We start from the raw sequence: 21666 nt of genomic DNA, 5'->3' as shown, positions 1-21666 counted from the left end.
AGGCGAGCCTTTAATCTAAAAAGTGCGGTTAGTTTCTTTAACATTTTTCGTTTGAAAAATACCAAGAAAACTGACCGCACTTTCTATTTAAATCTAATGCTGCAATGTTTCAAAAATCTTTTCTGCCAGTGCTTTTGAAATGCCGGGGACGGAGGCAATTTCATCGAGGGTAGCGTTTTTAACGCCTTGTAAGCCGCCAAGGTATTTGAGAAGGGCTTGGCGGCGTTTGGCGCCTACGCCTTCAATGCTTTCTAAGCCACTTTGGGTAAAATGCTGTTGGCGTTTTTTGCGGTGTCCGCTGATGGCGTGGTTGTGGCTTTCATCGCGGATATGTTGGATTAAATGGAGTGCGAGGCTGTCCGATGGCAAATGCAATTCTTTATCCCATTTGCTTAAAATCAGGGTTTCCAAGCCCGCACGACGATCGACGCCTTTGGCAACGCCAATTAAGTGCGGTCGGTTTTTATTCCATTTTACCTTGAGATTTTCAAACACTTGTAACGCTCGGTTGAGTTGTCCTTTGCCGCCATCGATAAAAATAATATCGGGGATTTTGTCTTCTTCCAAATCTTTGTCGTAGCGTTTTAACAGTGCTTGTTCCATAGCCGCGTAGTCATCGCCTTTGGTGATGCCGCTGATGTTGAAACGACGGTAATCGGATTTTAGCGGCCCGTCCTGATTGAACACCACGCAGGAAGCGATGGTTTGTTCGCCCATCGTGTGGCTGATATCAAAACATTCCATGCGTTTGATGGCATTAATGCCGAGTAATTCTTGCAGGGCAGCATAGCGATCATGTTGCAAGGTAGATTGTTTCAATTTTGTGACCAATGCTGCTTTGGCATTCATTTGGGCCAGCTGCAGGTATTTGCTTTTATCACCTTTGGCATGATCTTGAATGATAACTTTGCGCCCCGCTTGGTCGCTTAACAAGGTTTCCAAATCGGCTTTTTCTTCCAGTTTTTGATCCACGATAATGGTGTTCGGAATGGTTCTGCCTTGGTGTGCCTGTAGATAAAATTGCCCAACAAAGGTTTCAGTGAGTTCTGCTAGATTGGTATTGCTTGGTACTTTCGGGAAGTAGCTACGATTACCCAAAATCTTACCTTGACGGATAAACAACACCTGCACGCAAGCCACACCAAGTTGGTAGGCGATGGCGATAATATCAATGTCATCATGGCGATCGTTGGCGACAAATTGTTTTTCAATTACTGCGCGCACCGCCTGAATTTGATCGCGAACCCGTGCCGCCTCTTCAAAATTCAGTTGCTGACTTGCCTGTTCCATTTGTTTGACCAAATGATCCAACACTTGTTGATCTTTCCCCTGTAAGAACAAGCGGGCAAAATTTACCTGTTGCGCATAGGCTTCGTCTGTTACATAACCTTTCACGCAGGGGGCAAGACAACGCCCGATTTGATATTGCAAACAAGGGCGCGAGCGATTGTTATACACCGAATTTTCGCATTGCCGAATAGGGAACAATTTTTGCAACAAAGACAAGGTCTCACGCACAGCGCCGGCATTGGGATAAGGGCCGAAATATTCCCCTTGGATTTTTTTCGAGCCGCGATAAGACGTAATACGAGGATGAGTTTCTTTGGTTAATAAAATATATGGATAGGATTTATCATCGCGTAACAACACGTTATAACGCGGCTGATAGGTTTTGATGTAATTATGCTCAAGCAGGAGCGCTTCTGTTTCCGAGGTGGTAATCGTGGTTTCAATATGATGAATTGATGCCACCAATGCTTCCGTTTTTTTGCTGTTTAACTGCTTACGAAAATAACTGGATAAGCGTTTTTTCAGATCTTTCGCTTTACCCACATAAATCACCGTGTTGCTATCGTCATACATACGATAAACGCCCGGCAAGTGCGGTACGTTAGCGAGGAATTTTTTGGCGTCGAAAGTCATCATGAATGATTAAGTCGGATTTGATATTGAAATGATTTTAAACATTATCGTCGTTATTTTTTTAAAGCAAATTCCCCTCTTTAGTAAAGAGGGGTTAGGGGAGATTCATCGTTAATGTGATTTTTTCGCTAAAATCGACCGCACTTTTTCCAAATCTTCGGTGGTATCCACACCCACAGCCGGCACTTCTTTGGCGAGTTCTACATGAATTTTTTCGCCGTTCCAAAGCACGCGTAGCTGTTCCAGTTTTTCGATGTGTTCTAATGCGGTCGGTTGCCATTGCACATATTGTTTAATGAAACCGGCTCGATAAGCATAAATCCCAATATGGCGTAGGTATTGTGTGTTCAGTTGCAATTTTGCTACGTCATCCATTTGCGCAAATTGATCGCGATCCCAAGGAATCACTGCACGGGAGAAATAAAGCACATAGCCGTCTTTGTCGGTTAGCACTTTCACCACGTTGGGATTAAATAACTCCTCAGGCTCGTCGATATTAACCGCAAGGCTTGCCATGTTGACAGGGTAGTTAGCGAGATTTTCTGCCACTTGTTTGACGATCACCGGTGGAATAAGCGGTTCATCACCTTGAATGTTCACGATGATTTCGTTGTCGGGAATCGCCAGTTTTTCAACCACTTCAGCTAAACGTTCTGTGCCGGAGTTGTGGCTTTCTGCCGTCATGCATACTTCTGCACCAAAATTTTTGGTGGCGGCAGCCACCTGTTCATTGTCGGTCGCGATAATAATTCGGCTAGCACCGGATTGTTTGGCTTGTTCAAAAACATGTTGAATCATTGGCTTGCCGGCAATGTCCGCCAATGGCTTGCCCGGTAAACGGCTGGAGGCGTAACGGGCGGGAATGATTACAGTGAATTGGGTCATGTTATTGTTCCTCTGATTGGCTTAATGTTTCTGCCTGTTCTGCTAATAATATCGGAATACCGTTTTTGATCGGGTAGGCAAGCTTTTCAATGCGACAAATTAAACGTTGATGTTGCTCATCGTATTCCAAATGTCCATGGCAAGTTGGACAAGCCACGATATCCAATAATTGTTTGTTCATGGTATTTTACTTTGATTTTTGACCGCACTTTTGCGCGATTTTTTGAATCAGTTGCTGTGTTTTATTCCCTTGGATTTCTGTGGTTACCGGCACATACCACCAATTTTCTTGCGCAAAGGCGAGACACTTCACCGCATCTTTTTCGGTCATGAAGAGCGGTTGATTTTTATCGAATTTATCAAACAAAGACACGGTAAAAGCCTGATGATCTTGGAAGGCTTGGGTTTCGCTTAATGTGATTCCCTGTTGTTCTAACATCGCAAAAAAGCGTGGTGGATTGCCGATACCGGCAATAGCCGTGGCGTGGTTAAATTCATTTAACGGACGTTGCGCTTTGGTTACTAAATTTACGGCGTATTGTGGTTTTAAGAGCATCACCGCATCGCTGTATTGATTTTCTGCGCCGTTGGTAATAATGAAATCGACGGATTGTAAACGGCTTGGTAATTCGCGTAACGGGCCTGCCGGTAACAAGAAACCGTTGCCTAGACCACGTTGAGCATCCATGATCACGATTTCAACATCACGCTGTAATTTGTAATGTTGCAAGCCGTCATCGCTGATGATGACATCACAAGGTGCATGTTGTAATAGACATTCAATAGCCTGTTGACGATTAGGGGAAATGCAAACGGGCGCTTGTGTCCGTGTGGCAATTAAAACCGGTTCATCACCGGCTTGCACCGGATCACTGGCCGGTGTGACCAACAAAGGATAAGTTTTGGCTTGGCTGCCATAACCACGGGAAATCACCCCGACATGGAGACCGCACTTGCGGAGTTCTTCGACCAACCAAATCACCGCGGGTGTTTTTCCGTTTCCGCCCACAGATAAATTGCCAACGACTACAACGGGAACCGGTGCGCGATAGGATTTTAAGATATGAAAGCGAAAGAGCGCTCGACGAAGAGTACTAATCAGCCAAAATAACAAGGAGAAAGGGCAGAGTAGCCATGTGATCCACGAACGGGAATACCAAAACTGCATACTTTCTCCTTAGATTAATTATTGACTGAACTGCATGCCGTGTAATTGTTTATATGCACCGCCTTGTGCCAATAGGGCTTGGTGGTTGCCGCGTTCTTTAATTTGTCCGTTTTCAACGACAAGAATTTCGTCAGCCTTTTCAATGGTGGATAAACGATGCGCGATCACCAAAACGGTACGATCTTTTTGAATTTCTTCCAATGCGGCTTGAATCGCACGCTCGGATTCCGTATCTAAAGCGGAGGTCGCTTCATCTAAAATTAACACCGGTGAATTACGCAATAACGCACGAGCAATAGCTAAACGTTGGCGTTGACCGCCGGATAAGCTGGCGCCATTTTCGCCGATAACGGTATCCAAACCATGTTCTAAATGTTCGATAAATTCCATGGCATGAGCCGCTTTTGCTGCGTTAATGATTTCTTCACGGCTATATTTATCTTTCGCTGCATAAGCGATGTTATTGGCGATGGTATCGTTGAATAAGTGCACTTGTTGGGAGACAACGGCACAATTTTCGCGTAAATCCGATAGACGATAATCTTGAATATTCACGCCATCTAACAAAATTTCACCTTGAGTAACATCATAGAAACGGGTCACTAAATTAGCGATGGTAGATTTACCGGAACCGGAACGCCCCACCAATGCCACAGTTTTGCCATGAGGAATGTGGAAAGAAATATTGTCCAAGGCAAGTTCTTCTTTTCCTTCATAGCGAAAGGTGACATTTTTAAATTCAAGATCGCCTTTTACCTTGTCTGCTTTATGCGTACCGGTGTCTTTTTCCGTTTCCATGTCTAAAATGCCGAACAAGGTTTGACAGGCTGCCATACCGCGTTGGAATTGGGCGTTAACGTTAGTTAAGGATTTTAACGGGCGCATTAAGGCAAGCATGGAAGAGAAAACAACGGTAAATGTCCCCGCACTTAAGTTTTGATCCATGATGGAAGGGAAACTCGCGAGGTATAACACGGCAGCAAGGGCAAACGAGGCAATGATTTGTACCACAGGATCGGCAATGGCATCTGCTGCCGTCATTTTCATGCCTTTACGGCGCATATCATTGCTGACGTGATTGAAACGTTCTTCTTCAATAATTTGGCCACCGAAAGACAGTACCACTTTATGTCCTTTTAACATTTGTTCTGCCGTTGAGGTTAAATCCCCCATGGAGTTTTGCATGTTACGGCTTAAATTGCGGAATTTTTTAGAAACCATGCTGATCAAAATGCCGATGATTGGCCCGATAACAAAAAGCACCAAAGAGAGTTGCCAGCTGGTATAAAGCATGACGCAAAGAAGAGAAATTAAATAAGCGCCTTCACGCACTATGGTAATCAATGATCCGGAAGAGGCGCTGGCGATCATTTCAGAGTCATAAGTGATGCGGGAAAGGAGTTTTCCGGCAGCGTTTTTATCAAAAAAACTGACCGGCATAAACATTAAATGTTTGAATAAACGGCGACGCATGGTCATCACCACTTTACCGGAAACCCAAGCCAAGCAATAGTTGGAAATAAAGCTGGACACGCCGCGTAAGATAATGATTAACACAACAAAGACAGACATGTATTTTAAAAATGATGCGTCTGCTTTACCAAAGCCCTCATCCAATAAGGGTTTGAGTAGGAAAATTAAGCCGGAGTCGGTTAGGGCGTTGAGAATTAAGGCAACAGCGGAAACAATCAAACCGGCTTTATACGGACTAATCATTGGCCACAGACGCTTAAAGGTTTGCATAGTAGAAAGATCTTGATCTTGCATAATAATTTCTGTCTTTGGGTCAAAAATAATGGCGCATTGTACCTTTATTTGCCCTTCAAGCCAATTAATCTGCGATACCATGGCGAAAATTCAGCCCGAGCAGTTTGAATTTCTATTTTATTTTCATGAAATAACAAACTGATTTGACCTGTTTCTGCCGTATTGTAACTTTGTGTGCCTTGCTGCTTTAGCCTTGCCATAACCTCGTTGTTTGGAAAGTGCCAGGGATTCCAACGCCCGCTGGAAATCAGCGCAATGTCCGGCCGTGTGTGATGTACCAATGCTTCTCCTGTCGAGGTTTTACTGCCGTGGTGTCCCACTTGTAGTACATGGATTTTATTCAGCTTTGGCAGAATTTTGTATTCCACGCTGAGATCCGCGTCACCGGTCAGTAAAATATTGTATTTGCCGTCCGTTAACAACAGTGTGCAGGAATCGGGATTTTCCGCACGGGGCACGATGTTGTTTGGGGAGAGCACAGTAAAATATAATCCTTGCCATGTCCATTGTTTACCGGCAAGGCAAAAAGTGCGGTCGTTTTCTTCCGTGTTTTTTTCGCCATAACGTTTTTGCGAAGCGGTGGTCAGTTGAATGTCGGGATAAGCGCTCAACATCGCACGGGCACCGCCCGAATGATCGTTGTCATCATGACTTAAAATCAACCATTCCAGCTGAATGCCTTGTCGCTGTAAATAAGGCAGAATTTCTAACTGCACCATACTGCCGCTTTCCCAACTTGAGCCGGTGTCGTACAGCATGCCTTTGCCATCTTTCACGATCAATGTCGCTAACCCTTGCCCCACATCTAAGGTATCCAATTGCCAATTTGGGCGGGAAAGGTAGTGGTAAGCCAATGTGGTGCCGCAAAATACAATCAATCCGCAACCTAACCCGTAAATTGTCTTTTGTAAGGGAAAACTTAAGGTGCGTTCAGCAGCGAGGTGAAATCCCTTTAAACGAGTGAGTTTTGCTAATTCCAATGTAGAAGAAAGAGGTTTCTGGGGTTTATAAACGTAATGAAGCAAGCCTAAAAACAGGCAGGTTAAAACGAGTGTTATCCATAAACTATGGGGAAGAGAAATAGCCAGCCAATGATCCTGCAACGGGGCTAAAAGTGCGGTGATTTTTTCTGCCAGATCATTGGCAAGCCACCAGGTGTTCCAACTGCCTTGGGTGAGCACAGCAAACAGCACCAATGGCACTAAAATGAAGCTATAAAGTGGCACGGCAATAAGATTAGCAATAAAACTGTTTAAGGAAATGCCGTTGAAAAAGAATAATTGAATCGGCGTGAATAACCAAAGCAAACCAAGTTGCAAATGAAATAAACCGAAAACGTACCGCACTTTTCCCCAAAGCGAGTGGCTGAGTGATTTTCCACGCCAGTGTAATAAGGACAGCGGAAAACATTGATACCAAATAATCAAACAGGTGACCGCGCCGACAGATAGCCAAAAACTGGTGGAAAGCAACATGAGCGGATCGATAAAAATCAGTAGTGCGACCACTCGCAATAACAGTTGCCACACCGTCCAATGCAGTCTTAAATGCTGAATAGCGTAGAGTAAAGCGAGGGCAATCATGGCACGTAACGTAGGAATGGCAAGCCCTGCAAGTTGACTATAAAGCAGGGCTAAAATCATGCCGCAGAAAATCGGAAAGGTTGGGGTGATGTAATGGGTTGGAAACGTAAATTGGAGTAAGCGCGCCAAGGCAAAGCCTAACATCATCGCCAGACCGATATGTAATCCTGAAATAGCAATCAAGTGTGCCGTATTGGTTTTTTGATAAATTTGCCATGTGGCGTTTTCAAGCCATGCCCGTTCGCCAAAACCAAGTGCTAATAACAACCCTTGTTGAGATAACGGTTCTGTTTGCTTGAGCGCATGATGAAGTGCGCTTTGCCGCCATGAAAAAACGTGATCTATTTTGACCGCACTTTTCACTTCTGCCCACGCAGTGATGCGTTTGCTGAAGTACCATTGTTGGCGATCAAACCCGTCTTTATTGAGCCGTGAGGAAATAGGGCGAAGGCGCAACTCTCCCACATAACGTTCGCCAATATTCACGTTTTGTTTAAGTTTCCAATTGGCGTAAAGACGTTGTTCTGGCTGATTATCCGCAAGTTTCACACGGATAACTACGGTTTGATATTGTTGCTGATGCAGGATCTCTTCCACGGTAAATTCGGTATGAATGGTTTTCGGCAAACGGGCAATATCATCCGCTTGTGTTAGCAACTGTATTGCTGGCTGATGCGCATAAGCCAGATTGAGCGTGAACAAAAGCAACCAAAGAAGCGAGTATTTCGTTTTATGACAGGATAAACGTCGGGCAAGCAAAATGAGCGGACATAAAAGAAGGGATAAATAAAGTGCTGTTTGCCAAGAGACTAAAAACGACTCGGGTAAAAACACCAAAGTGATACTGCTTACAATTAAACTTCCCGCAAATTTATCTAACGAAACACCCACATTTTTTACCGCACTTTTATTCCATGGCAGGGACTATGAAAGAATTTCAAGGGAGGGAAAATAAGTCTTCAAAAATATTGGAATCTAAATCACAAAAATAAAAAAAAACCTTAAAAAACTGAATGGATATGCAAATATTATTTGATAAATAGGGTGAGTTCTGCTATTTATACGCCTTCAAAATTTGGGTCCATTTTTTAATCGGTTTTACTTTGGGGTAGTAATCATATTAAGCGACACTGATTGTGGGCTTAACACTATGAAATGGATGAATTTTTTATTAGGAGATACACATGAGTAAAGCGTCTTTAAGTTTATTGGCTTTAGCCGGCGTTGAGCCTTACAAAGAAAAGAAAGGTGAAGAATACATGAATGAGCACCAAGTGCTACATTTCAAAAAAATCCTTCAAGCCTGGCATGATCAAATTAGAGATGAAGCATCTCGGACCGTTGCTCATATGCAAGATGAAGCGGCTAACTTCCCGGATCCAGCTGACCGCGCGACACAAGAAGAAGAGTTCAGTTTGGAATTACGTGCTCGCGATCGTGAACGTAAATTAATGAAGAAAATCGAAAATACGTTGAAAAAATTGGATACAGACGATTTCGGCTATTGCGATTCTTGTGGCGTGGAAATTGGGATTAAACGTTTAGAAGCGCGTCCGACAGCAGATTTGTGTATCGACTGCAAAACATTAGCGGAAATTCGCGAAAAACAAATGGTCGGTTAATTCGACTCAAAACAGATAAAAGTGCGGTCAAAAAACACCTTATTTTTCGACCGCACTTTCACATTATTTTTCTGATAAACGGAGATGTCTTATCTTTACCTATATTAAAAATCTTTTGAGCAAGAAAATCAAAAAACATCCTGCTGCTCAAAATGACATTAAAGCCTCACCTAAAAGACCCTCTATCACAGTGACTGAACCTGTAAAAAACAAGGCTCAGGGTTCATCCCACAATAAAAGAAACACACCTAAAAAAGATTTCAGACATAGCATTAAGGCATCCATGCATGGCATTACGCCACGTATGTTTAATCGTAATGCGTTGACGGTGGTGGAAAAACTACAACGACAAGGCTATGAAACCTATGTGGTCGGCGGTTGTTTGCGTGACTTATTGCTCGGTAAAAAACCAAAAGATTTTGATGTGGCGACCAATGCCCGTCCGGAACAAATCCAAGCGGTTTTTCAACGTCAGTGTCGTTTGGTTGGACGTCGTTTCCGTTTGGCGCACGTGATGTTTGGCCGTGAGATTATTGAAGTGGCGACTTTCCGTGCTGGTCATGCAGAACATCATAATGAAAAGCTTGCCAAGCAAAGCGAAGAGGGCATGCTGTTGCGTGATAACGTGTACGGCACCTTGGAACAAGATGCGGAACGCCGTGATTTCAGCGTAAACGCGCTGTATTACAATCCACAAGACAACACGTTGAAAGATTATTTCAACGGTATTGACGATTTAAAAAACGGTAAATTACGTTTAATCGGTGATCCGGTGACCCGCTATCAGGAAGATCCGGTACGCATGCTGCGCTCTATTCGCTTTATGGCTAAATTGGAAATGTTCTTGGATAAACCAAGTGAAGCGCCCATTAAATCTCTTGCACATTTACTCAAAAATATTCCACCGGCACGTTTATTTGAAGAAAGCTTGAAGTTATTACAAAGCGGGCATGGCGTAAAAACGTATCATTTATTACGTCAATATGGTTTGTTTGAACAGCTTTTCCCGTTGTTGCCAACGTATTTCACCGAGCGTGAAGACAGCATGGCAGAAAAAATGATTTTGCGTGCGTTGACTTCCACTGATGAGCGTGTGGCAGATAAATTACCGATCAATCCGGCGTTCTTATTTGCGGCATTTTTCTGGTATCCGTTGCGTGAAAGAGTGGAAATTCTAAAAAATGAAGGCGGTTTGAATAACAATGATGCCTATGCCTTGGCTTCTAACGACTTGTTAGATGTGTTATGTAATGCGTTAGCCGTGCCACGTCGTCATACCACGGTGATTCGCGATATTTGGTCGTTACAGTTGCAGTTCTTAAAACGCACGCCAAAATCTGTGCAGCGTGCCATTGAGCAATCAAAATTCCGTGCGGGCTTTGATTTATTGGTTATGCGCGCAGAAATTGAGGGCGGTGAAGCCGTTGAATTAGCGGCATGGTGGCATGAATATCAATTTAGCAACGAAACCCAACGACAAGATTTGGTAAAAGATCTGCCGAGTCAACCGAGAAAACGCAAATATCATCGCCGTAAACGGCATCATTCTGTAAAAAAGGTTAGCCATGAATAAGGTGTATGTTGCTTTGGGAAGTAACCTTGCTAATCCTCAGGCGCAACTGATTTCTGCATTGCAGGTGATGAATGAATTGTCTGACTCAAAATTAGTGGCGGTGAGTTCTTTTTATCAAAGCAAGCCTCTTGGGCCACAAGATCAGCCGGATTATGTGAATGCTGTGGCTTGTTTGGAAACCGCACTTGCGCCTCTTGCATTGTTGGATGAATTGCAACGCATTGAACATGAACAAGGTCGTGTGCGTCTGCGTCGCTGGGGAGAACGGACATTGGATTTGGATATTTTGCTGTATTCTAATCACATTATTCAGTCGGAACGCCTGACAGTGCCACATTATGATATGCATCAGCGTGAATTTGTGATTATTCCGTTGGCAGAAATTGCGCCTCATCTTTCGTTGCCAAATGGGCAATCAATTCAAACGCTTGTGCAGAAATTTGCCGATCACCAAATGATGATTGTGAAGCACAAAAATGAAATTCACCTCAAAAACTGACCGCACTTTTCCCTTTAAATAAAAGGCGATTGGCGCCAAAAGAACGGATGAGTTAATTCAATCGTTTTGATAAATAAAAAGGCTTTCATTACGAAAGCCTTTTCTTTTGCACGAAAGTGCGGTCGGTTTTTCAAGCGTTTTTTTATTGTGTCGCTTGAATTGCTGTTAATGCAATGGTGTACACGATGTCATCGACCAACGCACCACGGGACAAGTCGTTCACCGGTTTGCGCATACCTTGGAGCATCGGGCCGATAGAAACAAGGTCGGCAGAACGTTGAACTGCTTTATAAGTGGTGTTACCGGTATTCAGATCTGGGAAGATGAATACGGTAGCTTGACCGGCAACCGGAGAATTTGGTGCTTTAGAACGAGCCACATCTTCCATCACTGCCGCATCGTATTGTAATGGACCGTCGATGAGTAAGTCAGGACGTTTTTCTTTCGCAATACGAGTCGCTTCTTTCACTTTTTCAACGTCTGCTCCGCTACCGGAAGAGCCGGTAGAGTAGGAGATCATCGCCACTTTCGGTTCGATACCGAAGGATTTCGCCGATTCGGCAGATTGAATCGCAATTTCCGCAAGTTGTTCTGCGGTCGGATCTGGGTTCACAGCGCAGTCACCGTAAACCAACACTTGATCCGGTAACAACATGAAGAAGATAGAAGAAATAATGGAGCTACCCGGTGCGGTTTTAATAATTTGCATCGGTGGGCGAATGGTGTTGGCTGTAGTGTGAACTGCGCCGGATACCAAACCGTCCACTTCGTTGGCTTCTAACATCATCGTGCCAAGTACAACGTTATCTTCTAATTGTTCACGCGCCATGGTTTCTGTCATGCCTTTGGCTTTACGTAGTTCTACTAAACGCGCGACATAGTTTTCACGCACGCTTGCTGGGTCAACGACCGTAATACCTTTGACTAATTTCACACCTTGAGATTCAGCAACGCGTTTTACTTCTTCAGGGTTGGCCAACAAGATACATTCTGCGATACCGCGTTCAGCACATAAGATTGCCGCTTTGATTGTACGTGGTTCATCGCCTTCCGGTAAGACGATACGTTTATTCGCCGCACGGGCTAATTCCGTTAATTGGAAGCGGAATGCTGGTGGCGATAAACGACGTAAACGGCTTGAAGCTTCAACTAATCCGTTAACGAAGGCGGCATCTAATTTTTCGCTGGTGTAGCGTTTGATGTTTTCAATGCGCTCTTTATCGTCAACCGGTACTTCAAGATTAAAGTTTTGTAGGCTTAAAGCGGTTTGCCAGGTGTTGCCTTCAATACGGAAAACCGGCAATTTTTTGTTTTCAAAAACATGCTGACAAAGTTTGTTGATTTGAGGATCTAATTTGTAACCGCCGGTTAATAATAAACCGCCGATTTCAATACCGTTGGATACCGCAAGTGCCGCTGCCACGATTACGTCAGGGCGGTCAGCAGAAACCACGAGTAAGCTTCCGGCACGGAAGTGTTCCACCATATTTGGCAAGCTTCTTGCACAGAAAGTGATACCACGAATACGACGGTTTACATCCCCTTCATTAAGAATAGATGCGCCTAAATGTTTAATTAAATCAATCGCACGGGTTGCAATAAGATCAGCAGACCATGGGATACATGCCAGTAAGTTGAGCTGGCTTTGTGCAAATAATTTTACCAACTCGGATTCGCTGTTGTGGCTGTGTTGGAAAGAATCGAAAATTTCGCTTAAATCTGGGCGGGTTCTGCCGGATTCATCCACCGGTGCGTTGAATTTGTTCACGATCACGCCAAGGAGATTTTTATTGCCTTGACCACCGAATAGAGAAGCTGCTGCTTCTACACGTTCTTTTAATTGTGCCGGGGTTTCTGTGGCCGGTGCCGCAACTAAGACGATTTCTGCATCAAGTGCTTGGGCGATTTCGTAGTTAATGCTATTGGCGAAAGAATGTTTGCGGGTTGGAATCAAGCCTTCCACAATGACAATTTCATTGTTTTTAGCAAGACGTTGATGATTTTCAACGATTTTTTCTAATAAAACATCAGATTGGTTTTGACCGATCAGCGATTCTGCCACGCTTAGCATAAACGGCTCAGCCGTTTCTAAACCGGTGCTGGTGCGTACGATAGAGGTTGTGCGGTCGATAATATCTTCACCGGTATTTGGTTGAGAAATAGGTTTCATGAAACCGACTTTGGCACCTTTTTGTTCAAGCGCGTTGATTAAACCAAGCGTTACGCTGGTTAAACCTACGCCGGTGCTAATCGGAATTAAAATAATAGTACGAGACATAATTTACCTTCGATTGGAATAGAGGATTAAAAAGAAACTGCCGAATAAATCGGCAGTTTATAGATTACGTTTTAGATGCAAAGACGTGCGGTGTCTTGTGCGATCACTAATTCTTCATTGGTTGGAATAACCATGGCGACTGGGGTGTTGTCAGCGGTAATCACGCCTTCGTTACCAAAACGGGCAGCCATGTTTTTCTCATTATCCAATTTATAACCGAATAATTTTAAGTGCGCTAAGGTGAGTTCGCGTACGTGCGCAGAGTTTTCACCAATACCGCCGGTAAAGACGATGGCATCCAAACGCTCACCGATAACGGCCATATAAGAACCGATGTATTTCGCTAAACGGTAGCAATAAACGTCTAATGCGCGTTTTGCCGGGATTTCTTTGTCATAGTTGTCTTCGGCATAACGGCAGTCACTGGTGACTTCGGTTAAACCAAGCAAACCGGATTTTTTCGTTAAGGTGGTGTTGATTTCTTCAACGGACATACCAAGGGTGTCGTGCATGTAGAAAACGATAGCCGGGTCGATGTCACCACAACGGGTACCCATCACTAAACCTTCTAACGGGGTTAAACCCATAGAGGTATCGATACATTCGCCATGACGAATTGCGGATACGGAACCGCCGTTACCTAAATGGCAAGTGATCACGTTTACTTTGTCTTCTGCGACGCCTAAACGTTTTGCCGCTTCACGGCTGACATAATAGTGGCTTGTACCGTGTGCGCCGTAGCGACGAACACCGTGATCGCGATATAAAGAGTAAGGTAATGCGTATAAGTACGCCTCTTCCGGCATGGTTTGATGGAATGCAGTATCAAATACCACCACGTTTTTCTCTTTCAAATGCGGGAAGAGTTTGAATGCCTCTTTGATACCGATTAAGTGTGCAGGGTTGTGCAATGGCGCAAATTGAATTGCATCTTCGATGCCTTTAACCACTTCATCGGTAACGATAACGGAAGAAGTGAATTTTTCGCCGCCGTGTACGATACGGTGACCGATAGCAACAACGCCTTTTTGTAATTCAGGATCAAGCGAGAAAATGTTATTGACAACAAAATTTAACGCTTCGGCGTGAGCGGCACCGGCACCTAAATCAGCCTGTCCTTTTTCGCCGTGTAATTTCCATTTGATACGGGCTTCAGGTAAGTAAAACGCTTCGGCTAAGCCGGACAATTTTTCTTCGCCGGTGGCAGGATTCAAAATAGAAAATTTTAATGAAGAGCTACCACAATTGAGGATTAGGACTAATTTTTCAGACATAAGCGACCTATACTGGTTTGAGTTAAACAAAATTCGTTCAAATATTGAACGAATAATAGAAAATTAAACTGCGATAGGATACACCTTTCACTCTTTAAAATAAATTCTCAACGACAAAAAATGCGACTTGAATCAAAAAATTTAGCAAATTTTTTACATTTGATAAGTGATTCATTTTCCCCGAAAAAAGAGACTACCAAAGAAGAGGTGGTTATGTAGAAAATGAAAAAATAGCTCGGTTTATGTTATGTTGAGCAACCTTCATTCGGATTAAAACTAAGGATAAGCATGAAATGGGTTTTTATCGTACATTAAAAGTTGGGCAACAATATTTAAATAGTTGGCCTTTAGAACCAAAGTTAGGCGCTATTTTTCCCGAAAATCGCATTATTAAAGCAACCTTATTTGCCCAGAAAATGATGCCGTTTCTTGCGGTATTATTTGTGGTGTGGCAGCAAATTTATGCGCATGGCGACAATATGGCACTTGCTGTTGCGGTGTTAAGTGCTTTATTTGCGTTATGCTTGCCTTTACAAGGCTTTTATTGGTTGGGCAAACGCGCACAAACGCCATTATCACCTCAAAGTGCGGTGGGTTTTCAACGCGTTTTTGAAAAATTGAGAGAGACGGAGGATACCTTACCTTCTTTCCCCGACAAGCTCACTTATTTGGATTTAGCAAAGCTATTGAATCTTGCTCAGAAAAAATTACCCCGTGATTTTTGGCAGGAGCTTTAACCCACCGATTTTTTCTATATTCCCAAACATAACAATGGTATAGTGACGCCCCTTTGCTTCTTTGTGCAAAAGGGCGTTTTTTAGTGCGTAATTTTTTGCGCAAACGTTTTCTTTTTTTGCTAGAATAGCGCCCGTTGCAAATAGAAGTGTCTTTTTCAACACTTTAGAGATGATTTGATGATTGATTACATTATTATCGGCATTATTGTTTTTTCCGTTATTGTCAGCTTATTACGCGGCTTCGTCCGCGAAGTGATGTCACTAGCCAGTTGGATTGTGGCATTTTTTATTGCAAGCAATTTTTATGTGTATTTGGCGGGTTTGTTAACCTCCATTGAATCCCTGTATATCCGCAATGGTGTTGCCATTGCTATCTTATTTATTGCCTCATTGATTGTTGGCGCTATCGTGAATTATGTATTAGGTCAGTTAGTGGATCGTACCGGCTTAAGCGGGACGGATCGAGTACTTGGTGCTTGCTTCGGGCTATTACGTGGCGTGCTCATTGTGGCGGCAATTTTATTTTTCTTGGATACGTTCACCGCGTCAAATCAAAGTGATTGGTGGAAAGAGTCAAAATTAATACCGCACTTTCGTTTTGTGGTGGATTGGTTCTTTCAACAGATACAAGCAAATTCCAGTTTTTTAAATTCAACCTTGAATTTGGAGCAAGTGACTACGCCGGCTTCAAATCCAATCCCAACTTCAACTCAGAATCAGTAGAGGAACAACGAGCATGTGCGGTATTGTCGGTATTGTCAGTCAAACCCCGGTAAATCAAGCAATTTATGATGCCTTAACCGTTTTACAGCATCGCGGACAGGATGCTGCAGGTATCGTCACCATTGATGACGAAAACCGCTTTCGTTTGCGTAAAGCGAACGGTTTGGTGAGTGATGTGTTTCAACAGGTACATATGTTGCGTTTAGCGGGCAATACCGGCATCGGCCATGTACGTTATCCTACCGCAGGAAGTTCCAGCGTCTCGGAAGCACAGCCGTTTTATGTGAACTCGCCTTATGGTTTAACCTTGGTGCATAACGGCAATTTAACAAACTCTGCCGAATTGAAAGAAAAACTCTTTAATCTTGCCCGCCGTCATGTGAACACCAATTCCGACTCCGAACTTTTATTGAACATTCTTGCTTATCACCTCGATCAACCACAAAAATACGCTTTAACACCGCAAGATATTTTTAATGCAGTGAAACAAACGCATACAGATATTCGAGGTGCTTATGCATGTATTGCGATGATCATCGATCACGGCATGGTGGCGTTTCGCGATCCTCATGGTATTCGTCCTCTGGTGTTAGGTAAACGTGAAGAAAACGGCAAAACTGAATACATGGTGGCTTCCGAAAGTGTCGCACTGGATGTCGTCGGTTTTGAATTCATGCGTGATGTGGCACCGGGAGAAGCGATTTTTATTACCTTTGACGGTGAACTATATGCGGAACAATGTGCTGATAATCCCGTGTTAACGCCGTGTATTTTTGAATATGTCTATTTTGCCCGCCCGGATTCCTGCATTGACGGGGTTTCTGTTTACGCAGCCCGTGTGCACATGGGACAACGTTTAGGGGAAAAAATCGCCCGTGAATGGCAAGACATGGATATTGATGTGGTGATTCCGGTGCCGGAAACCTCTAATGATATTGCCTTGCGTATTGCTAATGTGTTGAACAAACCTTATCGCCAAGGATTTGTAAAAAATCGTTATGTCGGCCGCACATTCATTATGCCGGGTCAAGCGCAGCGAGTGAGTTCTGTTCGTCGCAAATTGAATACCATTGCTTCTGAATTTAAGGGCAAAAATGTGTTATTGGTGGATGACTCTATCGTGCGTGGCACGACCTCTGAACAAATCGTAGAGATGGCTCGCGCTGCCGGCGCGAAAAAAGTGTATTTTGCTTCCGCAGCACCGGAAATTCGCTATCCGAACGTATATGGTATCGATATGCCGACGCGCAGCGAATTAATTGCCTATGAACGTAATACTGACGAAATCGCCAAACTTATCGGCGTGGATAAATTAGTATTCCAAGACTTAGCGGATTTAACCGGCTCTGTACAACAAGAAAACCCATCCATTAAAGCATTTGATTGTTCCGTGTTCACAGGTTGTTATGTCACCGGTGATATTACCGAAGCCTATCTGGATAACATCGCTGAACAACGTAATGATGCTGCGAAGAAAAAACGCGAAAAGGATTCTTCTAATCTTGAGATGCATAACGAGAGATAGAGAAGCTTCCATTTATCAAAACAAACGGCGCATTAGGCGCCGTTTGTTTTATGTAGAAGCCGGCAAATAAGAAATTTAATAGAAACGTCATTTACATGTGGATTTTTTGTGACAGGTTTGTCTTAAATCGCATAAATATAGGGCTAATACGGCATCGATATAAGTAAAGGAGCTACATATGAAAAAATCCTCTTTGTTAAGAGCATCTGTTTTTATCGGTTTGTTACCGTCCTTCGGTGTTTTGGCGGAAGAACAGGAAAAAACATGGGTAGATGAACAACACCAAGAAATACGAGCCACCCTGCGTAGGTAGGCGCATGCGATGGATGAATGGATGGGAGAGCCAGATCCTAATCAACTAGCGACTGCCGGCTTGCGTATCATGTTGGATAGCCAATAGGATCATTATGATCACTTTTCCATTAAACCACGTATCCGTGGGAAAATTCGCCTGCCGGCATAAAAAAAAACACTTGAGTTTAGTCTTTGGTGATGAAGATTTAGATAATGAAACGCGAGATAAAAACTATATCGGTAAGGTTTATAACCAACCATTAAATAAAAATAAACATTATGATCGGCGTCAAACACGGAAAGATAATGCCTCGGTCGGTTTACGCTGGTCCGACTCCATTAAAAAATTAGGCATTGATACTGACATCGATCTAGCTATTCGTTCCGGTAGCGATATTTATTTACGCTTTAGAGCAGGAAAAGAATGGCTTATTACTGATCGTTTCTCTACCCGATTGGAGCAAATTTACCGCTACGGAACCAATAGTAAACATTATTTGCGGACGAACTTTGAAAACAAGTATCGGGATTCGGCGAATACTCTTCTTGCGAATCACCTGTATTTGCAGTCTGAACATGATATTGATGAGAAAAACTCTTGGGGGAACAGTTTTTATCGTCAACACGACTTCAACAACTATAAACGGCTAAATTATGGCATTTTTATTGGGGTGATATCGATAATAAACAATTTCATCTTAACCAATACGGCCCATTTATTACTTGGCGTCAGCCGATTTTGCGTCAGTGGTTTTTTATTCAGCCTGAATTGAATTACTACAATGATAAAAACCATGATCGTCGCCATCATATCGGTGCATTTTTACGTTTAGAAGCCATCTTTTAAAATAACGTAACGTATTTTTATTGTCTGATTAACTATGATTGAAATAGAGGGGATAAAGTGCGGTGGATTTTGAATGTGTTTTTTAGAAAAGCATAATTGAATATTTAAACAATTTCATGGAGGCACGCATTTTCCGTTGCGTGCCTCCATTATTTACATACTGCTATTCGGCAATTTGACTTCTCTTACCGACATCGTCATTCCATCAATCAATAATAACCTGCCACACAAATTCTTGCCGATTTTTAACCGCACTTTGATGGCTTCTAAGGCTTGAATAGAACCAACCAAACCGACAATCGGTGCCAATACGCCGGCTTCTACACAGCTTAACGCGTTGTCGCCGAATAAGCGGCTGAGCGTATGATAGGTTGGCGTATTGTCTTCATAGGTGAAAACAGAAACCTGTCCTTCCATACGAATAGCTGCGCCGGAAATGAGTGGGATTTTATGGGTGGCACAAGCTAAATCTAATTGATTGCGTGTCGTGATGTTGTCGGTGCAATCCAATACCACATCAAATTTGCTAACTAAGTCGTGAAGTTGTTGTTCATCCAATAATTGATGGATAGTGTCCACCTGAATGTGCGGGTTCAGACGTTGCAAGGAAAGTTTCGCTGATTCCACTTTTGGCATACCAAGGCGACTGTCATCATGCAATACTTGGCGTTGTAAATTGGATAAATCTACGGAGTCGAAATCCAGTAAGGTTAAATGCCCCACACCGGCAACAGCTAAATATTGGCCGGCGGCACAACCTAATCCGCCGAGACCAACAATCAGCATTTTGCTACTTTTTAACGTTTCTTGTCCGTCAAAATCAATGTCTTTCAACACGATTTGACGGTTGTAACGCAATTCTTCCTGATGGCTTAATTCCATAGCAAACTCAATGTATTAGCGTAATAAATCGTTAAACGGTTCGATGGTGACGGTTTCACCTGCAACAACGTTGCCCCGCTCTTGTTCCAACACGATAAAACAGTTGCTTTTCTCAAAGGAACTAAACAAATGCGAGCCTTGGAAGCCTACCGGTTGTACTTCAATTTGACCTTGTGCATTGAGTTGGTAGAAACCTCGTTGGAAGTCTAAGCGTCCCGGTGCTTTTTTCAGATTGCTCGCCGCAATGGCCGGTAAACGCATTGGCGCTCTCCATTGACTGTAACCGCTCAATTTGGCGATTGCTGGTTGTACTAATTGATAGAAGGTCACCAAGGCTGATACCGGATTGCCCGGCAAGCCACAGAACCAGGCTTTTTCTAATTTACCAAAAGCAAAAGGCTTGCCCGGTTTAATGGCAATTTTCCAGAAGTTGATTTTGCCGACTTTTTCTAAAATATGTTTGGTGAAATCCGCTTCCCCCACAGACACCCCGCCACTGGTGATGACCAAATCTGCTTGTTGTTGGGCTTCCAAAAAGGCCTTTTCAAATTGCGCTTCGTTGTCCGGCAAAATACCAAAATCCAATACGTCGCAATTGAGTTTCTCTAACAACAGTTTTACGGTGAAACGGTTCGTGTCATAAATTTGACCGGCTTGTAACGGTTGACCGACTGGAACCAGCTCATCGCCGGTAGAAAGCACGGCCACTTTTAATCGTGGGAAAACCTTCACCTTTTCAATGCCTAGAGAGGCAAGTAGGGGTAAGGATACCGCGTTTAACAATGCGCCTTGTTGTAATACCACATCGCCTTCTTTTACATCTTCCCCAATACGGCGAATGTTTTGCCCCAATTTAGGCAGACTGGTGAACGTCACCGAGCCATCATCGTTCACTTGAACCTCTTCTTGCATTACCACCGCGTCAGCGCCTTGGGGAATCATCGCACCGGTCATAATTCTGACTGCACTTTGTGCCGTCCATTCTCCCTCAAAAGGCGCACCGGCAAAGGCTTTCCCAGCAACAGAGAGTGTCATGGATTGTTGTAAATCTGCCAACCGTACTGCATAACCGTCCATCGCAGAGTTATCGAAAGAAGGGACATTAATCGGAGAAATGACATTTTCAGCACAAATTCGTTGACTGGCTTGATGTATCGGCAACGTTTCCGTGCCAGTCGGAGAAGGAAGTTGATTTAACATTTGTTCAAGTGCTTGAGACAGCGGCAACATACGGAATCCTTGTAAGAATAAAAAAGTCCGCCCATTATACTCGGGCTTTAGGATGTTTCAAAAAATACTTGCAAGAGAACATGTTGAAACAGGTTTTAAATAAAACTTTTCATGGAGGCTAGTCATTATCTTCATTTTATTATTGTCGGTGATTTTGTTAAAATGCGGCATTATTTTTATTGGGAGCAGTAAATGAACGATATTTCACCTGAAGCAGAGAAAGTCCGTACGGCGCTGGTTCAGAAAGGAATTGAAACACCGATGGCGGTGTTGAATGAAACAAAAGATGAACGCCGCACAAAAATCGAACAACACATGCGGGAAGTTTTACGTTTAATCGGTTTAGATTTAAATGACGACAGTATTGAAGAAACCCCGTCACGTCTTGCAAAAATGTTTGTAGATGAAATCTTCAGTGGCTTGGATTACGCTAATTTTCCTAAGATTACTAATATTGCTAACCGTATGAAAGTTAGCGAAATGGTGCTAGTGAATGATGTCACATTAACCAGTACATGTGAGCATCATTTCGTGACCATCGACGGTAAGGTTTCTGTGGCCTATTACCCGAAAAAATGGGTCATCGGTTTATCTAAAATTAATCGCGTAGTGTCTTTTTTTGCTCAACGCCCTCAAGTACAAGAGCGTTTAACAGAGCAAATTTTATTGGCATTCCAAACAATTTTAGAAACGGACGATGTTGCCGTGTATGTGAAAGCAACGCATTTTTGTGTGAAATGTCGTGGCATTAAAGACGCAAACAGTTATACAGTCACTTCTGCCTTTGGTGGCGTGTTCTTAGAAGATCGCGAAACCCGTAAAGAATTTTTGAGTTTGATTAATAAATAATTTTGCG

General features: G+C 43.2%; 17 protein-coding genes and 1 pseudogene. 8 read left to right on the top strand and 10 right to left on the bottom strand.

What is annotated here, in order from left to right; all coding sequences use genetic code 11:
• Positions 1–93 precede the first annotated feature (93 nt).
• The 6 genes from uvrC to AC30SH_RS05000 all read right to left on the bottom strand — a co-directional run bounded on the left by uvrC (position 94) and on the right by AC30SH_RS05000 (position 8217).
• A complete protein-coding gene (gene uvrC / locus AC30SH_RS05025) occupies positions 94–1923 on the bottom strand; it encodes an excinuclease ABC subunit UvrC (protein ID WP_212510747.1) in 1830 nt (609 codons plus the stop codon).
• A 111-nt stretch (positions 1924–2034) separates the two neighbouring features.
• Positions 2035–2808, bottom strand: coding sequence for a 3-deoxy-manno-octulosonate cytidylyltransferase (kdsB, locus tag AC30SH_RS05020; protein ID WP_006717922.1), 774 nt, complete (start codon positions 2806–2808; stop codon positions 2035–2037).
• A gap of 1 nt (position 2809) precedes the next feature.
• Complete coding sequence (locus AC30SH_RS05015) at positions 2810–2989, bottom strand: Trm112 family protein (RefSeq protein WP_006717924.1); 180 nt, start codon at positions 2987–2989, stop codon at positions 2810–2812.
• 6 nt (positions 2990–2995) lie between these two features.
• Positions 2996–3976: a tetraacyldisaccharide 4'-kinase gene (gene lpxK / locus AC30SH_RS05010; RefSeq protein WP_314885750.1), complete on the bottom strand. Its 981-nt coding sequence runs from the start codon at positions 3974–3976 to the stop codon at positions 2996–2998.
• 18 nt (positions 3977–3994) lie between these two features.
• Positions 3995–5743 (bottom strand): lipid A ABC transporter ATP-binding protein/permease MsbA, encoded by a 1749-nt coding sequence (gene msbA, locus AC30SH_RS05005; protein WP_212510664.1) that lies wholly within the window; start codon positions 5741–5743, stop codon positions 3995–3997.
• A gap of 44 nt (positions 5744–5787) precedes the next feature.
• Complete coding sequence (locus tag AC30SH_RS05000) at positions 5788–8217, bottom strand: DNA internalization-related competence protein ComEC/Rec2 (RefSeq protein ID WP_212510665.1); 2430 nt, start codon at positions 8215–8217, stop codon at positions 5788–5790.
• A 293-nt stretch (positions 8218–8510) separates the two neighbouring features.
• Between AC30SH_RS05000 and dksA the strand changes: the two genes are divergently transcribed.
• The 3 genes from dksA (at position 8511) to folK (ending at position 11020) form a co-directional block, all read left to right on the top strand.
• A complete protein-coding gene (gene dksA, locus AC30SH_RS04995; protein ID WP_006717934.1) occupies positions 8511–8948 on the top strand; it encodes an RNA polymerase-binding protein DksA in 438 nt (145 codons plus the stop codon).
• 283 nt (positions 8949–9231) lie between these two features.
• Positions 9232–10521 carry a polynucleotide adenylyltransferase PcnB gene (gene pcnB / locus AC30SH_RS04990; RefSeq protein WP_390882337.1) on the top strand — a complete coding sequence of 430 codons (1290 nt, stop codon included), beginning with the start codon at positions 9232–9234 and terminating at the stop codon, positions 10519–10521.
• Positions 10514–11020, top strand: a complete 507-nt coding sequence (gene folK, locus AC30SH_RS04985; protein ID WP_212510667.1) for a 2-amino-4-hydroxy-6-hydroxymethyldihydropteridine diphosphokinase — start codon at positions 10514–10516, stop codon at positions 11018–11020. Before pcnB ends, folK begins: the two co-directional genes overlap by 8 nt.
• A 142-nt stretch (positions 11021–11162) precedes the next feature.
• Here the strand turns inward: folK and pta are convergent, their stop codons facing one another.
• Positions 11163–13298 carry a phosphate acetyltransferase gene (pta, locus tag AC30SH_RS04980; protein ID WP_212510668.1) on the bottom strand — a complete coding sequence of 712 codons (2136 nt, stop codon included), beginning with the start codon at positions 13296–13298 and terminating at the stop codon, positions 11163–11165.
• Between the two features lie 71 nt (positions 13299–13369).
• Positions 13370–14572, bottom strand: a complete 1203-nt coding sequence (locus tag AC30SH_RS04975; protein WP_048750944.1) for an acetate kinase — start codon at positions 14570–14572, stop codon at positions 13370–13372.
• A 293-nt stretch (positions 14573–14865) separates the two neighbouring features.
• Between AC30SH_RS04975 and yfbV the strand changes: the two genes are divergently transcribed.
• From yfbV to AC30SH_RS04955, 4 genes and pseudogenes are all read left to right on the top strand, one after another.
• The gene (gene yfbV / locus AC30SH_RS04970) at positions 14866–15309 is read left to right on the top strand and encodes a terminus macrodomain insulation protein YfbV (protein WP_048750943.1); all 444 of its coding nucleotides are present in this window, start codon (positions 14866–14868) and stop codon (positions 15307–15309) included.
• Between the two features lie 177 nt (positions 15310–15486).
• Positions 15487–16032, top strand: coding sequence for a CvpA family protein (locus AC30SH_RS04965; protein WP_109127906.1), 546 nt, complete (start codon positions 15487–15489; stop codon positions 16030–16032).
• 13 nt (positions 16033–16045) lie between these two features.
• On the top strand, positions 16046–17557 hold the full coding sequence (gene purF, locus AC30SH_RS04960; RefSeq protein WP_212510669.1) for an amidophosphoribosyltransferase: 1512 nt from the start codon (positions 16046–16048) through the stop codon (positions 17555–17557).
• 178 nt (positions 17558–17735) lie between these two features.
• Positions 17736–18698, top strand: a pseudogene (locus AC30SH_RS04955) (hypothetical protein).
• Between the two features lie 153 nt (positions 18699–18851).
• Here the strand turns inward: AC30SH_RS04955 and moeB are convergent.
• Together moeB and moeA are read right to left on the bottom strand one after the other, a co-directional pair.
• Entirely contained in the window at positions 18852–19580 is a 729-nt protein-coding gene (moeB, locus tag AC30SH_RS04950; RefSeq protein WP_212510670.1) for a molybdopterin-synthase adenylyltransferase MoeB, read from the bottom strand.
• A gap of 15 nt (positions 19581–19595) precedes the next feature.
• A complete protein-coding gene (gene moeA / locus AC30SH_RS04945) occupies positions 19596–20810 on the bottom strand; it encodes a molybdopterin molybdotransferase MoeA (RefSeq protein WP_212510671.1) in 1215 nt (404 codons plus the stop codon).
• A gap of 192 nt (positions 20811–21002) precedes the next feature.
• On the opposite strand from moeA, the gene folE reads away from it, so the two are divergent.
• On the top strand, positions 21003–21659 hold the full coding sequence (folE, locus tag AC30SH_RS04940) for a GTP cyclohydrolase I FolE (protein WP_111294286.1): 657 nt from the start codon (positions 21003–21005) through the stop codon (positions 21657–21659).
• Positions 21660–21666 lie beyond the last annotated feature (7 nt).

Source organism: Aggregatibacter sp. HK296, from assembly GCF_980469475.1.
Note: the sequence above shows the minus strand (reverse complement) of the source record. Positions and strands in the feature narration are given on the sequence as shown.